Source organism: Saccharothrix texasensis (assembly GCF_003752005.1).
Classification (GTDB): domain Bacteria; phylum Actinomycetota; class Actinomycetes; order Mycobacteriales; family Pseudonocardiaceae; genus Actinosynnema; species Actinosynnema texasense.
Genome location: NZ_RJKM01000001.1, coordinates 4,868,656 through 4,893,538, shown reverse-complemented (window position 1 = coordinate 4,893,538; position 24,883 = coordinate 4,868,656). Strand labels below are relative to the sequence as shown.

Genomic DNA, 24,883 nt, shown 5'->3' with positions numbered 1-24,883 from the left:
GCTCGCGCGTCCGGACGCAGGGGTCCGGGAGCCTGGACACCGATGTCCGGGCACACCAGGCGGATGATCGGGAGATCGGCGGAATACCGTCCGATGGGAGCAACTTCGCCGCTCGTCCCGGGCGGCAAACGGCAGCCGGGCGTGCCAGGGTGGGGAGGTGGACCACCTTCCAGACGCTTCGCGGTACGACCGGATGACCTACCGGCGGTGCGGGCGCAGCGGGCTGGATCTGCCCGCCGTGTCGCTCGGGCTGTGGCACAACTTCGGCGACGACCGGCCGTACGGGACGAGCCGGGCGATCGTGCGGCGGGCGTTCGACCTCGGGGTCACGCACTTCGACCTGGCCGACAACTACGGCCCGCCCTACGGGTCGGCCGAGGTCAACTTCGGCCGGATGGTGGCCGACGACCTGCGGCCGCACCGCGACGAGCTGGTGATCTCCACCAAGGCGGGCTACGACATGTGGCCCGGGCCGTACGGCGAGTGGGGCTCGCGCAAGCACCTGCTGTCCTCGTTGGACCAGTCGCTGTCCCGGCTCGGCCTGGACCACGTCGACGTCTTCTACTCGCACCGCTTCGACCCCGACACGCCGCTGGAGGAGACGATCGGCGCGCTGGTCACCGCGGTGCAGCGGGGCAAGGCGCTCTACGTCGGCGTCTCGTCCTACTCGGCGGCGAAGACCCGCGAGGCGGCCGAGCTGCTGCGCTCGGCGGGCGTGCCGCTGCTGATCCACCAGCCGTCCTACTCGATGCTCAACCGCTGGATCGAGACCGACCTGCTCGACGCGCTGGGCGAGCTGGGCGTCGGCTGCATCGCGTTCTCGCCGCTGGCGCAGGGGATGCTGACCGACAAGTACCTGCGCGGCGTGCCGGCCGGCTCGCGCGCCACCCAGGGCAAGTCGCTGTCCGAGGACCTGCTGAGCGAGGCGAACCTGGCGCACGTGCGGGCGTTGAACGAGATCGCGGCCTCCCGCGGCCAGTCGCTGGCGCAGCTCGCGCTCTCCTGGGCGTTGCGCGACGAGCGGGTCACGTCGGTGCTCGTCGGCGCGAGCAGCGTCGAGCAGCTGGAGGCGAACGTGGCCGCGCTGGACGGCCCGCCGCTCACCGACGACGAGCTGGCCCGGATCGACGTGCACGCGGTCGACTCGGGCATCGACCTGTGGGCCGAGTCGTCCACCGCCGGTTAGCGCGGCAACGTCACGGTGAACACCGTGGAGCCCGGCCGGCTGGTCAGCTCCACCGTGCCGCCGTGCGCGGCGACCAGGGAGTGCACCACCGCCAGCCCCAACCCGCTGCCGCCCCGGTCACGCGTGCGCGAGTCGTCCACGCGGTAGAACCGGTCGAAGATCCGAGACCGGTCGGCGGCCGGGATGCCGGGGCCGGTGTCGCCCACCCGCAGCACGGCCGACGCGTCCCGCGCGGACACCTCGACCGAGATGGACGTGCCCGCCGGGGTGTGCACGGCGGCGTTGGTGAGCAGGTTGTCCACCACCTGCCGCAGCCGCAGCGGGTCGAACGCCATCCGCACCGGCTCGTCCGGCGCGGTCAGCGTCAGCGGGTGGGTCGGCCGGGCCGCCCGGAACGCGTCCGCCGCCTCCCGGGCCAGCGCCGCCAGGTCGCCGTCGGCCAACCGCAGCGGCGTCTCCACCTCCGCCGAGTCCAGCCGGGCGAGCAGCAGCAGGTCGTCCAGCAGCACGGTCATCCGCGCCGCCTCCGACCGCAGCTTCTCCAGGTGCGCCTCGCGTTCCTCCGGCGCGTTCGCCGCCGCGTACCGGAACAGGTCCGCGTAACCCCGGATCGACGTCAACGGCGTGCGCAGCTCGTGCGACGCGTCCGCGATGAACCGCCGCAACCGCTGCTCGGCGGCCGTGCGCGCGGCCAACGACGTGTCGATGTGGTCCAGCATCGTGTTGAACGCGGTGCGCAGCTCCTCGACCTCCGCGCCGACGGCGCCGCCCTCCGCGCGCACCGGCAGCCGGGCGGAGTCGGTCAGGTCGTGCGACGTGATGTCGTGCGCGGTCCGGGCCATGTCGCTCAACGGCTGCAACCCGCGCCGCAGCACCGCCCGGCCGATCACCACGAGCGCGACCAGCGCGAGCAGGAACGTGGCCACCTCCACGATCACCAGCTGCCGCACGGTCGTGGTGATGTCGTTCATCGGCGCCGCGCTGACCAGCACCACGCCCTTGGACACCCCGCAGCCGCGCAGCCGGTACGTCCCGTCGCCGTGCAGGTACTCCGTCCGGTACACCGGTGTGCGGCCGTCGACCTGCAACGCCACCTCGGTCAGCTCGGCGTGGTCGGCGGGCAGGTCGTCGCGGTTCCTCGGCGTGGCCGTGCCGTCCCGCACGTCGTAGACGACCGAGTACCAGCCGTAGGCCGCGCCCTTGAGCGTGCCGTCCTTGGCGTAGTCCTTCTTCAGCGAGATCTGGGTCGTCTCCATCTGCGCGTCGAGCCGGTGCTCCAGGTACTCCTGCATGCTCCGCGCCATCACCGTGCCGACGACCGCGAACACCGCCAGCGCCAGCGCGCCCAGGCCCAGTGCCAGCCGCGTGCCCAGGCGCAGGCGGCGTCGGGTCACTCCGCGGCTCGCCGCAGCACGTAACCCACGCCGCGCACGGTGTGGATCAGCGGCTCGCCGGCGCCGTCGTCCAGCTTGCGCCGCAGGTGCGAGACGACCAGCTCGACCACGTTGGACCGGCCGCCGAAGTCGTACTCCCACACGTGGTCGAGGATCTGCGCCTTGGTCAGCACGGCGGGGGAGCGGCGCATCAGGTAGCGCAACAGCTCGTACTCGGTGGGCGTGAGCGTGACGAGCTTCCCGGCGCGGCGCACCTCGCGGGTGTCCTCGTCCATGACCAGGTCGGACACCTTCAGCACGGACCGCTTCCACGTCGGCCCGGTCGACCGCCGCAGCACGGCCCGCAGCCGGGCCATCAGCTCCTCCACGGAGAACGGCTTGACGAGGTAGTCGTCGCCGCCGCGGGTCAGACCCGCGACCCGGTCCGCGGTGCCGTCCCGCGCGGTCAGGAACACCACCGGCACCATCGCGCCCGTCGAGCGCAGGCGGTCCAGCACGGTGAAGCCGTCGAGGTCGGGCAGCATCAGGTCGAGCACCACGATGTCGGGGTGGAAGTCGGCGGCGGTCCGCAACGCGGCCTCGCCGCTGCCGGCGGTCACCGCCTGCCAGCCCTCGTACCGCGCCACCGTCGCCACGAGGTCCGCGATGTGCGGCTCGTCGTCCACCACGAGCAGCCGAACCGAAGCGCCCTTGTCCACCCGCCCATGGTGCGGCACCGCCACCCGGCGGGCGAGGGCGTCGGCCGGCCGGCGGGCCGATCAACAGCCAGTCGACAGGTTCGCGACAGGGTGGGCCGGGAAGTGGGGCGGTTCACAGGCTCGCGGAGGTGGGCCGCCTGTGATTGCCCACACGCTCTCTGCTACGGTTCCGCCACGGGTTTTCCCGCTCCACGGCCAGGTCAGCCGGGTTCCGCGCTCGGGGCGTGTCCCTGCGCAGACCGCGTGGAGAGCCGGCCTCGGTCGCACGCTTTCGGGAACGTGCGTGCCGAGGCCGGCTTCATTCTTCTCCGGCCCCGTAGCGGGCGTAGTCGAACTCCTCGCCGATCACCGAGCGGCCCAGGTCCGAGCCGAGCCGGGTCAGCAGGTCCACCAGTTCCAGGCCCGCGAGCCAGTCGCGCGGCAACGCCGAGGTGCCGTGCAGCGCGCCCAGGACGTTGCCGGTGAGCGCGGCCGTGGCGTCGCTGCCGCCGGAGTGGTTGGCCGCCGCGCGCAGGGCGTCCACGAACTGCGACCGCTTCGGGTACACCAGGACCGTGTGCACGGCGATGGCCAGCGCCTCCGGGCCCGTCCAGCCGCTGCCCAGGCGGTCGACGCGGACGGAGTCGAAGCCGAGCGCCTTGTGCTCGTCGGCGAAGACGACGGCCCGGTTGAGCGTGTTCGCCGTGTACGGGTCGTCGCGCAGCACCCGGCCGATGACCTGGTCCACGGCCTCCCGGATCGGCCGGCCGCGCACCGCCAGCAGGTGGATGAGCAGCGCGAACGCCCCGCCGGACACCCAGCCGCCGGTGCCGCCGTGGGTCAGCGCGGCGAACCGGCAGCCCAGGTCGTAGGCGATCTCGGCGCTCGGGGCGAACCCGGCCGGCGCGGTGCGGGTGACGCCGTTGCAGCCGGACGACTCGTTGTGCGGCTCCTCGGGGGTGGGCGGTGTGTCCGCGGCCAGCGCGCGCAGGCACGTCAGGCCCGGCGACCGGCTGGAGTACAACCGCTCGTCGCCCACCAGCCCCACCGCGCCCGGCTCGGGCGCGGCCACCTGCTGGGTGATCAACCAGCGGCGGTAGCTCCGCCAGACGACCTCGATGGGGTCCCACTCGCCGGTGGTCCGGCCGCGCACCCACGCCCGCAGGTAGCCGTCGGCGGTGAAGAGGGTGAGCTGGGTGTCGTCGGTGACCAGCGCGGGACGCGGTGGCGCCAGCACGCCTTCCGGGCCGTGGTCGCGCTGGATGTCCGCCCACCCGAGGTACTGGATGGGCGCGCCGAGGGCGTCGCCCAGCGCGCCGCCCAGCAGGCACGCCGCGCCGCGGTCGACCACGTTCATCGGCTCGCGCGGCACTTGCCCTCCTGCACTCGCCCAGAACTCGGCCGGGACGTCCGGGGCCAAAACCCTAGCCGTCGGGACGCCCGTCCGGTCATGGGAGCACGACTGGTTGAGCAAGCAACATTTACTCACAGGTATCCAACGGCCCGCCCGGCGCACCTGATCCAGTGACCGAGCCGTAGCGCAGAGGCGGGGGAGGGCATGGTCGACCGGAGCAAGAGCGGGCTGGAGTTCGGCGTTCTCGGACCGTTGCAGGTGCTCGCGGACGGCCGGCAGCTCGTCATCGGCCGCAAGGGGATGCGCGGCCTGCTCGCGATGCTGGTGCTGGAGGCCAACCGGGTCGTCCCGATCGACGAGATCGTGGACAGCCTCTGGGCCGACGAGCCGCCCGCGACGGCCAGGACGATCGTGCACGGCTACGTGTCTCGGCTGCGCCGGATGCTGGAGCAGGCCGACCCGGCGGGCTCGGCCCGGATCCTCACCACCCCGCCCGGCTACCAGCTCTCGGTCGACCCGTGGCGACTGGACTTCCACCGCGCCCGGCAGCTCGTGTCGAGCGCGCGCGGCAAACCCGCCCCGATCCGCGCGCAGCTGCTGCGCGAATCGCTCGGCCTGTGGCGCGGCCAGGTGCTCGCGGACGTGCCCGGCGACCCGGTCACCTCCGACCTGGAGGAGCTTCGGCTTGCCGCAGTGGAAGAGCGCATCGAGGCCGAGCTGGAACTGGGCCGCCACCTCGAGCTCGTCGGAGAGCTGCGGCAGCTGGTCAACGACCACCCGTTCCGGGAACGGCTCGTCGGCCACATGATGCGCGCCCTGTACCGGTCGGGTCAGCGCGCCGACGCGTTGGAGGCCTACCAGCGCTTCCACCGGCGCGTGGTGGACGAGCTGGGCATCGACCCCGGCCCCGGTCTGCGCGTGCTGCACGAGCAGGTGCTCCGCGACGACCCGGCGCTCAGCTCACCCGGCCTGGCGGAACCCGCTCTCGTGCCACCGCGGCCGGGAGTGGTCGTGCCGGCCCAGCTGCCCGCCGCGGCCAGCGGCTTCATCGGCCGCGACGAGGAACTGGCCTGGCTGGACCGCCTGTGCGACTCGCGCGACCTGGCCGCCACCACCATCGCCGTGGTCAACGGGGCGGCGGGCATCGGCAAGAGCGAGCTCGCCGTCACCTGGGGGCACCGCCGGGCCGAGCAGTTCCCGGACGGCCTCCTCTTCGCCTCCCTGAACGGCTTCGCCCCCGACCGCGACCCGGTCGAGCCCGCCGAGGTCCTGGCCCGGTTCCTGCTCGCGCTCGGCGTGCCCGCCGACGGCGTCCCCCGCGACCTGGACGACCGCGTCGGCCTGTACCGCTCGGTGCTGGCCAAGCGGCGCGTGCTGGTCGTCCTGGACGACGCCTGGGACCCCGAGCACGTGCGCCTGCTGCTGCCGCCCGGCGCCGGGTCCGTCGTCCTCGTGACCAGCCGCAGGCGCCTGGAGTCCCTGGTCGTCAGCAACGGCGCCCGGATGCTCACGCTGGACGCGTTGTCCGACGAGGAGGCCGTCCGCCTGGTCGACGAGGTCGTCGGCAAACCGCTGTCCGACCAGGAACCGGCGGCCACCCGCATGCTGGTGGAGCTGTGCGGCAACCTGCCCCTGGCGCTGCGCGTCGCCGCCGCCAAGCTCGTCTTCAGTCCCGAGTGGACAGTGGAAGCCCTGGTGGCCCAGCTCTCCGACGACGCCGCGCGCCTGCGCACCCTCGACCTCGCCGACACCGGTGTCGGCGTGGAACGCGCCTTGGCGGTGTCCTACCGCAACCTCCCGCCGGAACTGGCCGAGACCTTCCGCGCCGCGGGCCTCGTCCCCGGCCGCTGGGTGAGCCCGCACGCCATCGCCGCCGTCTGCGACATCGACCTGGGCACCGCCGCCGCCCGCCTGGCCGACCTCGCCGACGCCCACCTGCTCGTGGAGCAGTGGCGGGGCGGCTTCGTCCTGCACGACCTGGTCCGCCTCTACGCCCGCGGCGTGGTCGAGCACCGGGAACGCGGCCTGCGCCGCCTGATGGACCACTACCTGTGCGCCTGCGACCACGCCCGACGCCTGATCAGACCGGCCTCGGACGGCCTCGACTTCACCTGCGTCTCCACCACCCCCAAGCCCGCCACCTCGTCACAGGCGCTGTCCTGGTTCGACAAGGAGTGGTCCAACCTCATCGCGCTCGTGCACGCGGGCTCGGAGGCCGGCCTCCACGAGCGGGTCTGGCAGCTCGTGCGCCTCGTCCACACCTACTGCGTGACCAGGCTCGTCAGCCGGGAGTGGCGGGGCGTGGCCGAGTTCGGCCTCGCCTCGGCCCGCGTGATCGGCGACCGTCGCGGCGAGATGCTCGTGCTCAACGCCATGCACGACGTCAACAACCGCGCCGGAACCCTGCGCGGCACCCTCGACCAGGCGCGGCTGGCCCACCGGCTGGCCGTGGAGTCCGCCGAACCCCGCTACCTGGTCATGACGCTGGACCAGCTCGCCCTGGCGCTGCTCGCCGAGGACCGGGTGGACGAAGCCCTCGGCCACTACCGGGAAGCCGTCGACCTGGCCCGCCGGGACGGTGACGCCCTCGGCGAAGCCACGGTGCTGAACAACCTGGCCCAGGTGGAGCAACGACTCGGCCACCGCGAATCGGCGGCCCGACACCAATACCAGGCAATGGAGATCTACCACCGAAACGGCGACGAGCGGGCGTATGCCGTGGCGATGAACAACCTGGCCGAGCTCTACGCCGAACTGGACCTCTTGTCGGAAGCCGAAGAACACGCCAGGCAAGGGGTGGAACTGGCGCGGGGCGGCTCGATGCAGTTCGAGGAGGCATTCGGCCGCCAAGTGCTGGGCACGGTGCTGGCAAGACGGGGAGAACGCGTCGCCGCGCAAGCGGAACTCGCGGAATCACTTCGGTTGTTCGTACGCCTCGGCTCCCCGCGCGCGATGTTGGTCCGAACGGCTCTTGAAGCGTTGACCTCCGAGGTTTAGCCGCTGTTTAGCTGCACCGGGCGAAGTCGTGGGAACTTGGAGACGCGCTGATCTGTCGAGTCGCGGTCGGCGCCGGGTGGCTCTTGGTAGGGGGAACCAGGGGGGAAGCCACCCAACCCCGACTGGCCGGCGTTCGGGGGAGAGCGCCGGCCAGTCGGCTTTCAGCGAATCGCATCCCCCGACTCGCGGCCCGCCATTCAATGGCCACCGCAAACCCACCCACAATGGACCCGCAGCCACCCACAGGCCCGATGTGACATGGGTTCGGGTGCTTTAGGCCAGCCTGGAGTGCCCGTAAGGGGCCCATGTCACATCGGGCCGCCCAGGAAACCGCGGCAATCTCACAGCACTGCCGAACTCGGACAGAGGACCCGCCCACCGAGCGCGAATCACACCGTCAATCACAGACCGGCAGCAACTCCGGCCGCTTCGGCACCACCCCGTCACCCATCGACTCGCCCCGCAACTGCCGCCCGATCCACGGCACCACGTGTTCCCGCGCCCACTTCAGGTCGTGCCGCCGCTGCGTCATCCAGTCCTCGTCCACCAACGGCGGCCAAGGGGTGTTCCACGCGTCGTCCGTCTCGACCCCCAGCACCTCGGCCGCCCGCAGCGCCACCCGCCGATGCCCTTCGGGTGACAGGTGCAGCCGGTCGGCGCTCCACGCGCGCCGGTCGTGCAGCACGTTCATCGACCACAGGTCGACCACCTTGCAGTGGTAGCGATCGGCCACCGACCACAGGTGGCTGTTGTAGATCGCGATCTTCCCGCGCAACGACCGCAGCAGCGGGGTGTGCTTCGGGTCGAACCCGGTGAAGATGACCACTTCCGCGCCGGCCGCCCGCAGGTCGGCCACCGCGATCTCGTACACCTCGGCCAACGCGTCCGCGTCGCTGCCGGGCACCAGGATGTCGTTCCCGCCGCCGCACAGCGTCACCAGCTTCGGCTTCAACGCCGTCGCCAACGGGATCTGCTCGTCCACGATCTCCTGCAGCATCTTGCCCCGGATGGCGAGGTTGGCGTACCGGAAACCCTGCTGCTTGGCCGACATCATCGCGGCCAGCCGGTCGGCCCACCCGACGTACGTCCCGTTCGGCGCCGGGTCGTCCATCCCCTCGGTGAAGCTGTCCCCCACCGCGACGAAACTGTCCAGGCCCTCCATGCGTCCCTCCACTCCGCGCGGCACCCCCATGACCGCGCAGAACAGCATGCAACGCCAAGTCCGCTCCACGCCACCGCCTCTTGGCGACGCTGTTACCAAGGTGTCACTCGGTGGTGTGAACGCGTGTCGGCAATGGGTGATTCATCAGGTTCGCCCACCCGAGTGCGGCAGAAATCACCGGCCCGGCCCGGCCCACCCGCTCCTCCTACCCGACCCGCACCTCCGACTCGTACGCCGCGCGCAACCTCGACTCCGCCCCCGGTGACGCGCCCACCGCGTCCAACCCCAGCAACGCCGCACCCACCACCGGCGGCACGTCCACCACCCGCACCCGGGCCACCGGCGCGACCGCCCCCAACCGGGCCGCCACCGCGTCGACCACCACCCCGCCCGTCCCGGTGAGCACCCCGCCGCCGAGCACCACGTCCACCGGCTCCGCGAGCAGCTCCAACCGCGTCAACGACACCCGCGCCAGCAGCACGACCTCCTCCACCAGCCGGTCCACCACCGACCGCGCCACCGCGTCACCGCCGGCCGCCACCTCGAACAGCACCGGGCACAGCGCGTTCGGGTCGAACTCCACCTCACCGAGGTGCAGCCGCCGCACCGCCTCGGCGACCGTCGCCGTCCCGTAGTGCGCGACCACCGCGTCCAGCAGCGCCGTCGGCTCGCCCCGGCCGTCCTCGGCCCGCACGGCCAGCCACAACGCCTCCGACCCGAGGTGGCCGCCACCGCCCCAGTCGCCCGAGATGTGCCCGAGCGCCGGGAACCGGTGCGTCCGCCCGTCCGGCGCGACCGCCACGCAGTTGATGCCGGCCCCGCACACCACGGCCACGCCGATCCCGTCCGCCGTGCCGGCCCTGAGCAGCGCGAACGTGTCGTTGCCGACCGCGGACGTCCCGGACCACCCCTGCGCCTCGACCGCCGCGCGCAGCTCACGTTCTTCCTCGGGCAGATCCGCGCCGGCCAGGTAGGCCGCCGTGTGGGTGGCGATCACCCCTCCACCGGCCACCCCGGCGCGGCCCGCCACCTCCCGCACCAACCGGTCGAACACCTCCAAGCTCCGCGCCACCCCCAGGTGCTGCGGTGACGCCCCCGGCCCGCGCACCTGGGCGAGCACCCGCCCGTCCACGTCCACGAGCGCCACGGCCGTCTTGCTGTTCCCGCCGTCGATGGCGAGCACCCGGTCGGTCACACCGATCCCCTCGCCCACGGCAGGAAGCCGGCGTTGCGCGCCACGAGCTCGTCGGCCAGCCTCTCGGCCGTCGCGTACTGCCCGATCAGCGGGTGGGCGAGCAGCGCGTCCGCCACCCGGTCGCGGCCTCCGCGCAGCGCCGCCTCCAGCGCCAGGTGCTCGTAGCCCGTCACGTGCGCGATCAGCCCGGCCACCGACGGCGGCACGGCCGGCACGGGCAGCGGCTTCGCGCCGTCGCCGTCGACCACCGCGGGCACCTCGATCACCGCGTCCTCGGGGAGGAACGGCAGCGTGCCGCCGTTGCGGACGTTCACCACGTGCTGCTCCGCCCCCGAGCCGCCGGTCAACGCGTGCACCAGCTGCACGGCCGCCTCCGAGTAGTACGCGCCCCCGCGTTGCGAGAGCTGCGCCGGTTTCGTGACCACCGCCACGTCCCCGTACAAGTCCAGCAGCTCCTTCTCCACGGCCGCGACCACCTCGGCGCGCGGCGGCTCGGTCCGCTGCCCGCGCACCACCTCGTCGTGCTCGTAGAAGTACTTCAGGTAGTACGAGGGAGCCATGCCCATGCGCCGCATCAGCGGCGCGGGCAGCCCGAGGTGCTCGGCCATCGCGTCACCGTGCCGGGCCAGCAGCTCCGGCAGCCGGTCGACGCCGTCCACGAACACGCCCGTCTCCCAGCTCAGGTGGTTGAGGCCGACGTGCTCCAGCCGCACCGACTCCGGTTCGACCCCGAGCAGCGCCGCCGTCCACCGCTGGAACGTGATCGCCACGTTGCACAGCCCGACCGCCCGGTGCCCTTCGGCCAGCAACGCCCGCGTCACGATCCCCACCGGGTTGGTGAAGTTCACGATCCACGTGTCCTCGCCGGCGACCTCGCGCACCCGCCGAGCGATGTCCAGCACCACCGGCACGGTCCGCAGCGCCTTGGCGAGCCCGCCGGCCCCGGTCGTCTCCTGCCCGACGCAGCCGCACACCAGCGGGAACGTCTCGTCGGACGCCCGTGCCGCCTGCCCGCCCACTCTGAGCTGCAACAACACCGCCGACGCCCCGTCGACTCCGCGTCGCAGGTCGGTGGTCGTGGTGACCCGCGCGGGATGCCCGGCGTGCTCCAGCAGCCGCCGCGAGAACGCACCGACCACCTCCAGCCGCGACCGGTCCGGGTCCACGAGCACGATCTCGTCCACGTCGAGGCTGGTCCGCCGCCCCGCGATCCCGTCGACCAGCTCCGGCGTGTAGGTCGACCCGCCACCGACAACGGTGAGCTTCACCCCTTGACCCCCGTGAATGTGATGCCCCTGACGAAGGAGCGCTGCGCGAACGCGAACAGCACCACCGCCGGGACCATGATCAGCAACGTGACGGCCATGGCCAGGTTCCACTGCACGTGGTGCATGCCCTTGAAGGTCGACAGCGCCAACGACAACGTCCACTGGTCCGGCTTCTCGCTCGTGTAGAGCAGCGGTCCGAAGTAGTCGTTCCAGGTGTAGAGGAAGCAGAACAGGGCGGTCGCCGCGATGCCCGGCCGCGCCATCGGCACGACGACCCGCAGCAGCGCCTGGAACTCCGTGCAACCGTCCACCCGCGCCGCGTCCACATAGGACTGGGGGATGGTCAGGATGAACTGGCGCAGCAGGAAGATGCTGAAGGCGTCGAACAGGAAGTACGGCGCGATCAACGGCCACAGCGTGCCCGTCAGCCCGAGGCTCGACCACGTGTCGTACAGCGGCACGGCCACGACCTGCGGCGGCAGCATCATCGCGCCCACCACCAGCAGGAACACCACGTTGCGCCCACGCCACCGCAGCTTCGCCAGCGCGTAGGCCGCCGGCACCGAGCTGAGCACCATCCCGGCCGTGGCCAGCAGCGAGTACATCATGCTGTTGCCGAAGTACCTCAGCAGCGGGGCCTGCTCGAACACCTCCCCGAAGTTGCCCCAGTGCCACTCGCGGGGCCACAGCTCGCTCGTGAACGCCTGGCTGTCCGACATGACCGCGGTCAGGAAGACGAAGACGATCGGCAGCGTGAACATCAACCCGAGCGCGAGGCCGAGGCTGTGCACCGCCACCCAGTCCAGCGCCCTGCGCCACGCGAAGGGCCTGCGCCGCGCACCGACGGCCGCCGTCACGACTCCTCCTGGTAGGACGCCTTGCGCATCCGCTGTACCAACAACGCCGTCGCCGCGAACGAGACCACGAACAGCACCGTCGCCATCGCCGCCGCGTAACCCATGTCGAAGTACCGGAACCCCTGCGTGTACAGCCACACCGGGAACGTCAGCGTCGAGTTCTCCGGGAACCCGAGCACCTTCGTCGAGCCCGTCACGTCCGCCGACCCGCTCGCCGCCGACCCCGCCACCACGGCCTGCGTGAACAGCTGCAACGCCAGGATGATCGAGTTCACCACGCCGAACGCCAGCACCGGCGAGATCGTCGGCAGGGTGATGTGCCACCACCGCCGCACGGGTCCCGCGCCGTCCAGCGAGGCCGCCTCGTACTGCTCCCGCGGCACGTCCAGGACCGCCGCCAAGAAGATGATCATCAGGTCGCCGGACACCCACAGCATGACCGCCGCGATCCCGGGCTTGGCCCACACCGGGTCGGCGAACCACAGCGGCCCCTCGATCCCGAACCGGCCCAGCAACGCGTCCAGCGGGCCCTCGTTCGGGCGCAGGACGAGGAAGAACACCAACGTCGCCGCGACCGGCGGCGCCAACGACGGCAGGTAGCACAACGTGCGCACCAGCCCCACGCCCGACTTCAGCCGGGCGATCACCGACGCCACGCCCAGCGCGAACACCACGCGTGCGACGGTCAGCACCACCACGAACCACAAGGTGTTCCGCACCGCGGTGTGGAACAGCTCGTCGGAGAACATGTAGGCGTAGTTCTCCCAGCCGACCCACTCCGGCGGGTTGATCAGGTCGTACCTGGTGAACGAGAAACCGATCGTGGCGACCAGCGGGTAGCCGAAGAACAGCGCGAACCCGAGGATCGCGGGCGCCAGGAACGCCAGCACGGTCAGGCGGTGACGGGCGCGGGCCCGGGACCGCCCCCTGGCGGGGGCGGTCCGCGCCACGTCCACGCGCTCCAGCGTGGCCGTCACCCCTACCTGCCGCTCTTCGCGATCCGGTCGTCGATCTGCTGGTCGACTTCCTCCAACCCGGCCATCAGGTCGGGCACCGCGCCCGCCTGCCACGACGTGGCGAAGTCGCCGATCGCCTTGATGTGCGCGTCGCCGATGGGCGTCACCGGGTTGCCCTGGAGCTTGCCCGAGGTGGCCAGGTCGATGAACGTCCTGAAGTTCTCGTCCACTTCGAGGCGCGGGTCGGCCAGCGCGGCCTTCGTGCTCGGGATGTTCTTGATCCCGTTGGCCAGGTCGACGACCGTCGCGGTGTCGAACGACAGGTGCTTGATCAGCTCCCACGCCGCGCCGGGGTTCTTCGCGCCCTTCGGGATGCCCATGATGGTGCCGGTGGTGAAGCCGGTGCCGTACAGCTCGGGCGTGATCGTCGGGAACGGCGCGGTGCCGAACCGGACGTCCGGCGCCTGGTCCTCGAGGAACGCCGTGCGGTACTCGCCGTCGATCATCATGGCGATCTTCTTCTGGTGGAACGCGTGGTCGTTCGAGTACTCCTGGCCCAGCCCGGCCCGGAACCGCTCCAGGTTGTCGTAGCCGTAGAAGTCGACGAGCTGCTTCTGGAACTTCAGCATCTCCGCCCACTCCGGGCCGGCGAGACCGGACTTGCCGTCCGGGGTCTCCCACTTCGCGCCGAAGTTCGGCGCCCAGATCGGCGGGCGGTTGGCGTAGAACAGCATGGTCGGCAGGAAGCCCGCGACCTCGATGGAGCCGTCCGCCGCCTTCTTCGTCGTCCGCTTGGCGAAGTCGAGCAGCTCCGCCGTCGTCTTCGGCGGCGCGCTGATGCCCGCCTCGGCGAGCATGTCCTTGTTGTAGTACAGCCCGTACACGTCGCTGAGCAGCGGCATCGCGCAGCGGTTGCCCTTGTACTCGGTGTAGGAGCGGACCGCGTCGGGGATCTGGCCGAGGTCCACGCCGTCGCGCTCCACGTAGGGCTTGAGCTCCTGGAACGAGCCGCTGGTGCAGAACTGGCCGAGGTTGTCGGTGGTGAACGACATGGCCACGTCCGGCGGGTTGCCGCTGCGGATGCCCGCGGTGATCTTGTCGTCGTCCTGGCTGCCCTCGTGCCTGATCTCGGCGTTGGGGAACTTCTGCTTGAAGCTCTCCAGGGCCTTGGTGACCTCGGCCTGCTCGCGACCGGAGTAGTTGCTCCAGACGGTCAACGAGAACTTGTCGTCCTTGCCGGGAGCCGCCGCCGGTCCCGACTCGTCCGCCTGCCGGCCGGAGCCCGCCGCGCAAGCGGTCAGGGATACCGCCGCGGCCACGCACAGCAACGCCGCGCGGTGGAGCTTGCGCATGTGCTCTCCTTCATGTCGACGTGCCCGGTGCGGTCGCACCCTGCTGGTTCGGACCGCGGAAGGGTTCGGTCGTGGCGGCGGGCAGACCGAACACCTGTTCCCTGACGACGGACAGCGCGGAGTGCAGCGCGCCGGAGCGCACCGGTTTCCCGGTCACCAGGGCGAGTTCGACGGGGGTGCGGGGCACCACCAGGCGGCGCAGCTCGGCGGCGACGAGGTCGGCGAGCGTCGTGCCGCCCGCCTGCGCGATCTCACCGGAGAGCAGCACCAGTTCGGGGTCGAGCACCGCGACCACGTTCGCCACGCCGGTCGCGACGCGGCGGGCCAGGTCGACCAGGAACTCCCGGCCGGCCGGTCCCGCGCTCAACGCCTTCTCCACCGCGACCTGCCCGCTGCGCGCGGACACGCCGTGCGCGCGAGCGAGGCGGGCGACACTGGCGCTGTCGAGCAGGTCGCCGTAACGGCTCCCGGCGCGGTCGGTGCCCGTCTCGGCGTGCGCGCGGTCGGGGACGCGCATGGCGTCGATCTCGCCCGCGCCGCCGGTCGCGCCGCGCAGCAGCACGCCGTTGACCACGACGGCCGCGCCCACCGCGTCGGCGGGCCAGAGCAGCACGAAGTTCCGCACGCCCACGGCCCGGCCGGCGATCATCTCCTCCAGCGCGACGAGGTTGACGTCGTTCTCGACCGTGACGGGCGTGTCGAGGAGGGCTTCGAGCTCCTCGGGGATGTTCTTGTTCTCCCAGTCCGGCATGTGCGGCGCGTAGTTGAGGCGACCCGTCGTCGGGTCCACCGCGCCGGGGCTGCCCACGACGACGTGGTGCAGGGCGTCGGTGGTGAGCCCGGCCTGGGCGGCGGCCTTCGTGACCGCGCTGTGGAACGCCTCCAGCACGCCGGTCCTCGGCATGGGCGCCCGGTGCTCGGTGATCGTGGCGCCGGAGATGTCGGCGATGACCACGTCGACCGCGTCGGGGGTGAGGGCGATGGCGGCGACGTGGGCCAGCGCGCCGTTGACCGTCCACAGCTGCGCGCGCGGGCCGCGTCCGCCACCGCGCAGGCCGTCGCGCAGGACCGTGCCTTCTTCCTCGAGGCGGGTGAGGAGCTGCGCGGTGGCCGGTTTGGACAGGCCGATGATCCCTTCCAGCTCCGCCCTGGTGAGCGGGCCGTTGCGGAGCAGCGCCTCGATGGCCGCGCGGTCGTTGATCTCGCGCAGCAGCCTCGGGCTCCCGGCTCGCATCGGGTCTCCTGTCCGTTTCGGGCGTTCCTGTCTGGTAACTTTCCAGACGATTTCGTGGAGACGGTAGTGACGGGCCTCACGGGGGTCAATGGCCCGAGACGGGTCTGTTACCTGGGTTAGGTTGGCCTAAGGCACCCTGGAGGTATGCACCCTGGAGGTATGACCGACACGCGTCAGGAGTCGTTGGCCTCACTGCTGGGCGGGCGGGGCGGTGCGCTGGACGCGTCGCTGCCGCCGTTGGCGTTCGTCCTGGGGTGGCTGCTGGGCGGGAACTCCATCGCCGTCGGCGCGCTGGCGGCGGTCGCGTGCGGCGTCGTCGTCGGCCTGGTCCGGGTCGTCCGGGGTGGCCGACCGCGCGCGCTGCTGGTCTCCGTGGCGCTGGTGGTCCTGGCCGCCTACATCGCCCTGCAGACGGGCCGGGCCGAGGACTTCTTCCTCGTGCAGATCTTCCTCAACGCCGCGTCGGCCCTGCTCTGGGCCGTGTCGATCGTGCTGCGGTGGCCGCTGCTGGGCGTGGTGGTCGGCCTGGTCACCGGCCAGAAGCTCCGGTGGCGACGCGACCCCGACCTGCTCCGCGCGTACCGCTACGCGTCCTGGCCGTGGGTGGGCCAGTACATCCTCCGCGTGCTCGTCTTCGGCGCCTTGTGGCTGGCGGGCGAGGTCGTCCTGCTGGGTGTCATGCGCGCCGCCCTGACCTGGCCCTTGCAGGTCGCGTGCATCGCCGTGAGCTGGTGGGTCCTGCGCCGCACCCTGCCCGCCGACCACCCGGGCCTCCGCCACCCCCGCACCCCCTGACCCCCGCGCGTGTCCTACGTTCAGAACATGCGTGTCCTACATTCCGGACAGCCGAGTTGAACACTCAGAACGACCTTCTCGGCCGCTGAGAGGCGGGCGATCTGTTCTGAATGTTCAACTCGAGGTACCGGAACGTAGGACACGCGCGTTCGGAACGTAGGACACGCGGGGTCAGGTGGGGCGGGGGGCGGAGTCGCCCAGGATCTTGACGGCGGCCAGCCAGGCGGCGCCGGCGGCGCCCTCGGTGGCGACGGTCACGGGAGCCGAGGTGCGGGTGGCCAGCTCGCGCTTGAGGCGGGAACCCAGCGGGTGCGCGTGGACCAGGCTGCCCATCAGCACGATGGGGGAGCGGTCGTCGGCCGGACGGGCGGCCTCCGCCAGGTCGGCCAGGGTGCGCACGGCGGCGGTGACGATCCGGTCGGCCGACGGCGCCGAGGCGTGCGCCGTCACGAGCGGCGCGTAGGTCGCCAACGCGATCGGCGCGGCGCCGTTGGCCGCGGTGATCAACCGCCGCCACCGCTCACGCCGGGGCACGTCGGGCTCGTCGGGGATGCCGGCCCGCGCCAGCACGGCGTTCGACAGGTCGTCCGGCTCGTCGCGCTCCAACGCCGCCAGGGTGGCCCGCACCGCCTCACGCCCCAGCCAGAACGCCGAACCCTCGTCACCCAGCAGCCACCCGTACCCGCCGGCCGTCGACACCAGCTCGTGGTGCTCGATCCGGGCCGCGATCGACCCCGTCCCGGCGACCAGCACGGTCCCGTCGGGCGACGCGGAACCGGTCGCGAACGCCGCCTCGCAGTCCGTGACCACCCGCATCGGGCACCGCAGCCCCGCACCCGCCCACGCCGCCTCGAACAGCGCCGCCACCGCCGGGTCGCTGAGCAGCTTGCTCGACCCGGCCATGCCGAGCACGCCCGACTCGACCTTCGCCGGGTCCACCCCGTCCAGCGCCGCCGTCAACGCCTGCCGCACGTGCGCGGCGGCCAGCTCCGGCGGGTGGGAGTTGGGGTTCGCGCCGCCGGCCACCCCGGCGCCCAGCCGGGCACCGTCCAGGTCGAGCACCAGCGCCCGGGTGCTCGTGCCGCCCGCGTCCACACCCACCACGAAACCCATTCGCCCGAGTATGCCCAGCACGAACGAGGTCCGGCACACCCAACCGGGTTGTGCCGGACCTGGCTCTCCGTGACAGCTCAGCGGGAACGTTCAGCGGGAACGTTCAGCGGGAACGGTCAGCGGAACGTTCAGCGGGAACGTTCAGCGGGAACGGTCAGCGCACCGCGAGCACCTGCGCGCGGTCGCCGGACGCGTTGTGGTGGTGCAGGAGGAGCAGGCTGCCGTCCACCCCGGACCCGTCCCGCCGCACCCGCAGCACCGCGCCCGGTTCCGCCACGAACGTCACCCCGTCCTCGACGCCGAGCCCCGGCCGCAGCGGGTCGAACGCCATCGGCGTGGCGATCCGGTCCACCAGCCCGTCCGCGTTGCCCGGCGCCGGGTAGCTCCCGGACATCACGACCGTGTACGTCAGCGGCGCGCTGCCCGCCGCGGGGTCGATCCCCAGCGCCGTCAACGCCACCGGCAGCACCACCACGTCGCTGTCCATCACGTTGGTGTCCACGTCGCCGTACCGGCCGTTGAGCGGCTGCTCGTCCACGACCTCGCCGTCCGCCAAGCGCACGGTCCGCGCCAGCCACACGTCGGCCGTCACGACCTCGCCCACGCTCGGCTTCCCCGCGCGCACGGCGTAGTCGGGCACGCCGTCGCCGGTGGTGTCGATCCGGACCTCCGGGCTGTTGGTCAGGCCGAGGGTGACCCAGTCGTGCCAGGTCACCACGCCGAACGCGAGCATCCCGGCGCCGACGCCCGCCCCGGCGTACCGCAGGTCGCCGCCCTTGGCCGAGCCGTTGACCGCGCAGTCGGCCTGCACCTCGTCCGCGCAGTCGGGCAGCTCCGGGCTGGAGCCCTGCAACCGCACCACGCTCACCAACGACCGGTAGGCCTCGTCGCCCTCGCCCTGGTCCAGCGCGTGCCCGCCCAGCTCCACCGTGCCGTCGCCGCGGTCGACCGCCGCCACGTCCGCCACGGGTTTCGGGGCCGCGTACACCGGCACCCGGAGGGTGCGGTCGCCGGACCGCACGAGCAGCCGCCCGGACGCCTCCGCCAGGAACTGCCGCGCCACGTCCGCCTGCACCTTCTCGACCGTCGGGTCGGCGACCTTCCGCAGCTCCTCGGGCGTGACGGTCAGCGCCACCTCGACCGACGCGGTCCCGCCCGGCGGCACGACGACCGCCGGCGGCCACACGCCGAACGTCGCGCCGGGCACGGTGGTCGCGGGCTGGTAGGACAGGAACGCGGTGCGCGGCCGGTCCGACTTGTTGACCACCTCCACCGCCTTGCGCACCGTCAGCGTCGACGCCGCCTCGACCGGCCCGAACGACACGCCCACCGTGCCGGGGTCGTCGGCGACCATGGCCAGCAGGTCGACGCCGACCGCGTCCAGCGCGTCCACCCGGCCCGCGCCGACCCGCATCGGCGCCTCGGGCGTGCCGGTGGTGTGGTCGTCGCCGTCGGTCACGTCGCCGGTCGCGGTGTTCACGATCGCGGCCTTGACCTCCTCGACCGTCCACTCCGGACGGGCTTCGCGCACCAGCGCGGCGATGCCCGCCACGTGCGGCGCGGCCATCGAGGTGCCGCCCATGCTCACCGCGTCGGAGCCCGTGCCGACCGACGCGGACACGATCGTGTCGCCGGGCGCGGCGACGTCCGGTTTGGCCGCCGTCGCGCCGCGCGACCCGCGCGAGGACGACGGCGTGATCGTGTCGGCCAGGGTCGGTGTCGTCGTCGGCACGGCGTTGCGCAGCGAGCCGAGCATCCGCACCTGGAGCGTGCCGCCGGTCAACGCGGGCCGCACGGCGTCGGTCGCGGCCCGGGTGAACTGGAACACCGGGATGCCCGCGTTGCCCGCGATGGCAGCCTTGAAGTGGGCGCTGATGGCGGGCAGCAGCACGCCTTCCGCGCCGGCCGCCTCGGCGTTGTCGGTCCGCACGCCCGAGCCGCACTCGCGGGTCGCGTCGTCCTCGTCCCACTCCAGCCACACGAACCGGCCGTTCAGGTCCTCGGTGATCGGCGCGCAGCCGTCGAGGTTCTCCGGGTCGGCGACCGGCACGACGGGCAGCGTCACGTCCAGCGCCGCGTACCCGGGGTAGCTCTTGCTGTACTGCCCGGCCTGCCGCGCGCCCGCCACCTCGACGCCGTCCAGCAGCGCGAACGCGTCCCGCGTGTTGGCCACCGCCAACGCCTCGGGCGTGTTCGCGGGCGAGCCGCCGACGTCGTAGAGGTCGCCGCCGTTGCCCGCCGCCGCGACGACCACCACGCCGTGCTCGACGACCTTGCGCACGAACAGGCTGTCCGGGTCGTCCTGGCCGCGGTAGTCGCCGCCCAGCGACAGGTTCACCACGTCGAGGTGGTCGCCGAAGTCGCCGTCGCCGTTCGGGTCGAGCGACCAGTCGAGGGCCGGCCCGACCAGTTCGGTGGACCCCGTGCAGCCGAACACCTTCAACGCGTACAGCGACGCCTTCGGCGCGGTGCCGGGCCCGATCCGCATGCCCGCCAGGTCCTGCGGCGTCAGCGCCGAGTGGTCGCCGGTGAACGTCGTGCCGTCGGCGTTCTCGCCGTACCCGGCGGCCGTGCCCGCGACGTGCGTGCCGTGGCTCTGGCAGTCCAGGGGGTTCGGGTCGGGCGCGGGCACCGCCTGCTCGGGCTTGGTCGAGTCGTAGGCGTCGCCCGCGAAGTCGTGGCCGCCGACGACCTTCGCCGTGGGCGTCCACGGCGCGGTGCGGTCCACGGCGTCGTAGGCGGCGGCGGTGCCGGGGCCGCCGAAGTCGGCGTGCGTGTAGTCGATGCCGGTGTCGATGATGCCGATGCGCATCCCCTCGCCGTAGCGGCCGGTGTCCCGCCACACCCGGGCGGCGCGCGTCAGCTCGGCCGCGCCCGCGTTCCGCACCGACTTCGGCACGGTCCGCCGCACGGACTTGACCTCGGGCAACGAGGCCAGCCCGCGCAGGCTCGCGGCGTCGGCGGTGACCACGACACCCGGCACCGCGTTGCGGGTCTTGGCGACCTCGCGCGTGCCGGAGTCCTTGCCGCGCAACGCGGTCAGGACCTGGTCGGCCTGCACGTCGACGTGCAGCCGGGCCGCCCGTGCCGCCGCCGCGGGGTCCTGCCCGCCGCGTGCCTTCTCGTCGCCGTACGCCCTGCCGGCCGGGGCGGTGCTCAGCTCGACGAACGCGGTGACCGGCCCGGTGGCGCGGGCGAGCGTCGAGCCGACCCGCTCGGAGGACCCGGTCCCGTGCCCGTTCTCGTGGCCGGTGCGGTCGGGTGGCAGCGGTCTGGCCGCCGGGCCGGCTCCCGAGGCGCTGCCGACGAGGAGCGTGCCGAGCAGTGCGGCGGTGGCGGCGGACGCGCACACCGCGCGGTGGAATGTCATCGCGACCCTTCGTAACCGGAATTCATCGGACCACTAACCGGGCGTCCTCTAGACGGAGCCCCGCGGGAGCGCTATACATCCGATCTGTCGACCGGACTGTTGAGGAGGACCTGCCGTGCGGCTGCTGCGCCTGGGACCGTTGGGCTCCGAACGACCTGCCGTCCTCGCCGACGACGGCGTCACGTACGACCTGACCCCGGTGACCGACGACGTGACCGGCGCGTTCCTCGCGGCCGACGGCATCGCCCGCACCCGGGCCGCGCTGGCCGCCGGCGAACTCCACCCGATCGTGGCCGACGGCGTGCGGATCGGGCCGCCGGTCGCGGGCGTCGGCAAGCTCGTCTGCATCGGCCTCAACTACCGCGACCACGCCGAGGAGACCGGGCTGCCGCTGCCGACCGAGCCGGTGATGTTCCTCAAGACGCCCGACACGATCGTCGGCCCGGACGACGAGGTGCTGGTGCCGCGCCGGTCGGTGAAGACGGACTGGGAGGTCGAGCTGGCCGTCGTCATCGGCCGCACGGCCCGGTACCTCGACTCCGCCGAAGAGGCCCTGACCTGCATCGCCGGGTACGCGCTGTCCCACGACGTCAGCGAGCGCGAGTTCCAGCTCGAACGCGGCGGGCAGTGGGACAAGGGCAAGAACTGCGAGACGTTCAACCCGCTCGGCCCCTTCCTCGTGCCCGCGGACGAGGTCGGCGACCCGCAGGCGCTCGGCCTGCGGCTGTGGGTCAACGGCGTGCCGCGGCAGGACTCCTCCACCAAGAACATGATCTTCCCGGTGGCCGAGCTGGTCCGCTACCTGAGCTGGTTCCTCGTCCTCCGACCGGGTGACGTCATCAACACCGGCACGCCGGCGGGGGTGGCGCTCGGCCACCCGGAGCCGAAGCCGTACCTGCGGGCGGGCGACGTGGTGGAGCTGGAGATCGACGGGCTGGGCAGGCAGCGGCAGACGCTCGGGCAGGCGTGAGGTGACCGCCGGGGCGGACCGGGTCGTCGCGCTGGACGTGCTGGACATCCGGTTCCCGACCTCGCGGGAGCTGGACGGGTCGGACGCGATGAACCCCGATCCGGACTACTCCGCCGCCTACGTCGTGCTGCGCACGTCGGGCGGACCGGAGGGCTACGGGTTGGCGTTCACCATCGGCCGCGGCAACGACGTGCAGGCCGCCGCGATCCGCTCGTTGGCGCACCACGTGGTCGGCCGGCCCGTGCCGGAGACCGCCGCCGACCTGGCCGCGTTGTCCTCGGCGCTGGTGGGGGACTCGCAGCTGCGGTGGCTGGGTCCGGAGAAGGGCGTCGCGCACATGGCGCTGGGCGCGGTGGTCAACGCGGCGTGGGACCTGGCGTCGCGGCGCGCCGGGCTGCCGCTGTGGCGGTTCCTGTCGGGCATGACGCCGGAGGAGATCGTCGGCCTGGTCGACTTCCGGTACCTGTCCGACGCGCTCACCCCGGACGAGGCGCTCGACATCCTGCGCCGCGCCGAACCCGGCCGCGCCGAACGGGCGGCGGCGCTGGTCAGGGACGGCTACCCGGCCTACACGACATCGCCCGGTTGGCTCGGCTACGCCGACGACAAGCTCGCCGGGCTCGCCCGCCAGGCCGTCGCGGACGGTTTCGACATGGTCAAGCTGAAGGTCGGCGGCGACCTGGCCGACGACGTGCGGCGGATGAAGCTGGCCCGTGAGGTCCTCGGGCCGGACGTGCGCATCGCCGTCGACGCGAACCAGCGGTGGGACGTCGGCACGGCCATCGCGTGGATGCGCGAGCTGGCGCCGTTCGACCCGTACTGGATCGAGGAGCCGACGTCACCGGACGACGTGCTCGGGCACGCCGCCATCGCCGAGGCGGTGAGCCCGATCAAGGTCGCCACCGGCGAGCACGTGCAGAACCGGGTGGTGTTCAAGCAACTCCTCCAGGCACGGGCGGTGGACGTGGTGCAGCTCGACGCGTGCCGGGTCGGCGGCGTGAACGAGAACATCGCCATCCTGCTGCTGGCGGCGAAGTTCGACGTGCCGGTGTGCCCGCACGCGGGCGGCGTCGGCCTGTGCGAACTGGTCAGGCACCTGGCGATGGTCGACTTCGTGGCGGTGTCCGGGACGGTGGAGAACCGGGTCGTCGAATGGGTCGACCACCTGCACGAGCACTTCACCGACCCGGCCGCGGTGCGCGGCGGCCGGTACCTCGCGCCCACCGAGCCCGGGTTCTCGGCCAGGCTGCGGGAGGAGACCCTGACCGACTACCGGTACCCCGACGGTCCGGTGTGGACGGAGCTGGAGGAGCAGCGGTGAGCGAGTTCGAAGGGCTGGTCGCGGTGGTGACCGGCGGCGCGTCGGGCATCGGCCTGGCCACCGCGCGGTTGCTGGCCGCGCGGGGAGCGACCGCGGTGGCGTTGGACCTGGACCCCCGGGTCGACCCGCCGCTGCACGGGATCAGGGCGGACGTCACCGACGACGGGTCGGTGCGCGCCGCGATCGACGAGGTCGTCGAGCGGTTCGGCCGGCTCGACGTGGTGGTGAACAACGCGGGCGTCGGCGCGCAGGGCGACGTGACCGCGAACCCGGACGACGAGTGGTCGCGGGTGCTGGACGTGAACGTGGTCGGCATGGCCCGCGTCGCCCGCGCCGCGCTGCCGCACCTGCGGAAGTCGCCGTCGGCGGCGATCGTGAACACCGGCTCCATCGCGGCTTGGGCCGGTCTGCCGCAACGCGCGCTGTACTCGGCGAGCAAGGGCGCGGTGCACGCGTTGACGTTGGCGATGGCCGCGGACCACGTGCGCGAGGGCATCCGGGTGAACGCGGTGGCGCCCGGCACGGCGGACACCCCGTGGGTGGGCCGGCTGCTCGACTCGGCGCCGGACCCGGTCGCCGAGCGGGCCGCGTTGGAGGCCAGGCAACCGCACGGGCGGCTGGTGTCGGCGGACGAGGTCGCGGGCGCCGTCGCCTACCTGGCCGGTCCGCTCTCCGGCTCCACCACGGGCACCGTCCTCGCCGTCGACGGCGGCATGCACGGCCTGCGCCTGCGCCCAACCCCCTGACCCTCGCGAGTCCTACGTCCAGAACGCGCGTGTCGTACCTTCAGAACGCGCGTGTCCTACGTTCAGAACGCGTGTGTCCTACGTTCGGAACACCCGAATTCAACGCTCAGGTGTCGGCGGTGGCGGTCGGCGGGCAGGGGCCCGCCCGCCGTCACGTCAGGTCCGACAGCCACTGCTCGACGCCCGCCACGTGCACCGTCGACCACGAACGGGCCAGTTCGGGCTGGTGGGCGGCCAGGGCGTCGACGATGGCGCGGTGCTCGGCGACGGTCCGGTCGACCGCGCCGCCCTGCGTGATGCCGCGCCAGATGCGGACCCGGACGGTCGGGCCGGCGAGGGTGTCCAGCAGCTGGGCCAGGTAGGCGTTGCCCGATCCCTGCGCGACGGCGCGGTGGAACTCCAGGTCGTGCTCGACCAGCTCCTCCACCGACCGGGCGGACTCGGCGGCGTCGCACAACGCCCGCAGCGCCGCGACCTCGTCGGGCCCGACGCGCTGCGCGGCCATCGCCGCCGCCGCCGGTTCGAGGATGCGGCGCACCTGCAGCACTTCCAGCACGGAGTCCTCGCCGCGGTGCAGGTCCAGCACGAACGACAACGCGCCGAGCAGGTCGTCGGCACGCAGGCTGGACACGTACGTGCCGTCACCCTGCCGCACGTCCAGCACCCTGACCAGCGACAACGCCTTGACCGCCTCACGCAGCGAGTTCCGCGACAGCCCGAGTCGCCCCGCGAGGTCCGCTTCCCGCGGCAGTCGGTCGCCCGGCTTCAGCTCGCCCGAGACGATCATCTCCTTGACGCGCAGGATGGCGTCGTCGGTAACTGCCACGGCGGCCCTCGACTCGTCAGCTAGACCTCGGATGTCTGGCGCCAAGTATGGGCCACGCCGGGGCGCGGCGAGGGCGACCGCGCCGTGCGGCGAAGCATTCACCCAACCCT

Annotated in this window: 19 protein-coding genes; 6 read left to right on the top strand and 13 right to left on the bottom strand. The window is 72.6% G+C overall.

Features of this window, described 5'->3' with window-relative positions:
- The first annotated feature begins 157 nt into the window (after window positions 1–157).
- A complete protein-coding gene (mgrA, locus tag EDD40_RS21020; protein ID WP_123744444.1) occupies window positions 158–1,186 on the top strand; it encodes an L-glyceraldehyde 3-phosphate reductase in 1,029 nt (342 codons plus the stop codon).
- On the opposite strand, the gene EDD40_RS21015 is transcribed toward mgrA, so the two are convergent.
- The 3 genes from EDD40_RS21015 to EDD40_RS21005 all read right to left on the bottom strand — a co-directional run bounded on the left by EDD40_RS21015 (window position 1,183) and on the right by EDD40_RS21005 (window position 4,629).
- The gene (locus EDD40_RS21015; protein WP_246037753.1) at window positions 1,183–2,580 is read right to left on the bottom strand and encodes a sensor histidine kinase; all 1,398 of its coding nucleotides are present in this window, start codon (window positions 2,578–2,580) and stop codon (window positions 1,183–1,185) included. The genes mgrA and EDD40_RS21015 overlap by 4 nt on opposite strands.
- Window positions 2,577–3,278 carry a response regulator transcription factor gene (locus tag EDD40_RS21010; RefSeq protein ID WP_123744443.1) on the bottom strand — a complete coding sequence of 234 codons (702 nt, stop codon included), beginning with the start codon at window positions 3,276–3,278 and terminating at the stop codon, window positions 2,577–2,579. Before EDD40_RS21010 ends, EDD40_RS21015 begins: the two co-directional genes overlap by 4 nt.
- 298 nt (window positions 3,279–3,576) lie before the next feature.
- Window positions 3,577–4,629, bottom strand: coding sequence for an ADP-ribosylglycohydrolase family protein (locus tag EDD40_RS21005; RefSeq protein WP_123744442.1), 1,053 nt, complete (start codon window positions 4,627–4,629; stop codon window positions 3,577–3,579).
- 186 nt (window positions 4,630–4,815) lie between these two features.
- Here EDD40_RS21005 and EDD40_RS21000 point away from each other — a divergent pair, with 186 nt between their 5' ends.
- On the top strand, window positions 4,816–7,608 hold the full coding sequence (locus EDD40_RS21000; protein WP_123744441.1) for an AfsR/SARP family transcriptional regulator: 2,793 nt from the start codon (window positions 4,816–4,818) through the stop codon (window positions 7,606–7,608).
- A gap of 397 nt (window positions 7,609–8,005) precedes the next feature.
- Here EDD40_RS21000 and EDD40_RS20995 read toward each other — a convergent pair whose 3' ends face one another.
- The 7 genes from EDD40_RS20995 to EDD40_RS20965 form a co-directional block, all read right to left on the bottom strand.
- A complete protein-coding gene (locus EDD40_RS20995; protein ID WP_123744440.1) occupies window positions 8,006–8,770 on the bottom strand; it encodes an SGNH/GDSL hydrolase family protein in 765 nt (254 codons plus the stop codon).
- Window positions 8,771–8,975: 205 nt separating this feature from the next.
- Window positions 8,976–9,965, bottom strand: a complete 990-nt coding sequence (locus EDD40_RS20990; protein WP_123748179.1) for an N-acetylglucosamine kinase — start codon at window positions 9,963–9,965, stop codon at window positions 8,976–8,978.
- A complete protein-coding gene (locus tag EDD40_RS20985; RefSeq protein WP_123744439.1) occupies window positions 9,962–11,233 on the bottom strand; it encodes a 6-phospho-beta-glucosidase in 1,272 nt (423 codons plus the stop codon). The genes EDD40_RS20990 and EDD40_RS20985 overlap by 4 nt, the downstream gene beginning before the upstream one ends.
- Complete coding sequence (locus tag EDD40_RS20980; protein ID WP_246037752.1) at window positions 11,230–12,090, bottom strand: carbohydrate ABC transporter permease; 861 nt, start codon at window positions 12,088–12,090, stop codon at window positions 11,230–11,232. The genes EDD40_RS20985 and EDD40_RS20980 overlap by 4 nt, the downstream gene beginning before the upstream one ends.
- Window positions 12,087–13,067, bottom strand: coding sequence for a carbohydrate ABC transporter permease (locus EDD40_RS20975; protein ID WP_123744438.1), 981 nt, complete (start codon window positions 13,065–13,067; stop codon window positions 12,087–12,089). Before EDD40_RS20975 ends, EDD40_RS20980 begins: the two co-directional genes overlap by 4 nt.
- Before the next feature lie 2 nt (window positions 13,068–13,069).
- The gene (locus EDD40_RS20970; protein WP_123744437.1) at window positions 13,070–14,398 is read right to left on the bottom strand and encodes an ABC transporter substrate-binding protein; all 1,329 of its coding nucleotides are present in this window, start codon (window positions 14,396–14,398) and stop codon (window positions 13,070–13,072) included.
- 10 nt (window positions 14,399–14,408) lie between these two features.
- Entirely contained in the window at window positions 14,409–15,632 is a 1,224-nt protein-coding gene (locus tag EDD40_RS20965; protein ID WP_123744436.1) for an ROK family transcriptional regulator, read from the bottom strand.
- 159 nt (window positions 15,633–15,791) lie between these two features.
- Between EDD40_RS20965 and EDD40_RS20960 the strand changes: the two genes are divergently transcribed.
- Window positions 15,792–16,427 (top strand): DUF3159 domain-containing protein, encoded by a 636-nt coding sequence (locus tag EDD40_RS20960; RefSeq protein WP_123744435.1) that lies wholly within the window; start codon window positions 15,792–15,794, stop codon window positions 16,425–16,427.
- A gap of 171 nt (window positions 16,428–16,598) precedes the next feature.
- Here EDD40_RS20960 and EDD40_RS20955 read toward each other — a convergent pair whose 3' ends face one another.
- Window positions 16,599–17,540 (bottom strand): N-acetylglucosamine kinase, encoded by a 942-nt coding sequence (locus EDD40_RS20955; RefSeq protein ID WP_123744434.1) that lies wholly within the window; start codon window positions 17,538–17,540, stop codon window positions 16,599–16,601.
- A 154-nt stretch (window positions 17,541–17,694) separates the two neighbouring features.
- Window positions 17,695–20,910: a S8 family peptidase gene (locus EDD40_RS20950; protein ID WP_123744433.1), complete on the bottom strand. Its 3,216-nt coding sequence runs from the start codon at window positions 20,908–20,910 to the stop codon at window positions 17,695–17,697.
- Window positions 20,911–21,025: 115 nt separating this feature from the next.
- On the opposite strand from EDD40_RS20950, the gene EDD40_RS20945 reads away from it, so the two are divergent.
- From EDD40_RS20945 to EDD40_RS20935, 3 genes are read left to right on the top strand one after another with little or no spacing between them, the layout of a single operon-like run.
- Window positions 21,026–21,880 (top strand): fumarylacetoacetate hydrolase family protein, encoded by an 855-nt coding sequence (locus EDD40_RS20945; protein ID WP_123744432.1) that lies wholly within the window; start codon window positions 21,026–21,028, stop codon window positions 21,878–21,880.
- 1 nt (window position 21,881) lies between these two features.
- On the top strand, window positions 21,882–23,201 hold the full coding sequence (locus EDD40_RS20940) for an enolase C-terminal domain-like protein (RefSeq protein WP_123744431.1): 1,320 nt from the start codon (window positions 21,882–21,884) through the stop codon (window positions 23,199–23,201).
- On the top strand, window positions 23,198–23,947 hold the full coding sequence (locus EDD40_RS20935; protein ID WP_123744430.1) for an SDR family NAD(P)-dependent oxidoreductase: 750 nt from the start codon (window positions 23,198–23,200) through the stop codon (window positions 23,945–23,947). The genes EDD40_RS20940 and EDD40_RS20935 overlap by 4 nt, the downstream gene beginning before the upstream one ends.
- A 151-nt stretch (window positions 23,948–24,098) precedes the next feature.
- Here the strand turns inward: EDD40_RS20935 and EDD40_RS20930 are convergent, their stop codons facing one another.
- Window positions 24,099–24,773, bottom strand: a complete 675-nt coding sequence (locus EDD40_RS20930; RefSeq protein ID WP_123744429.1) for a FadR/GntR family transcriptional regulator — start codon at window positions 24,771–24,773, stop codon at window positions 24,099–24,101.
- Window positions 24,774–24,883: the final 110 nt, after the last annotated feature.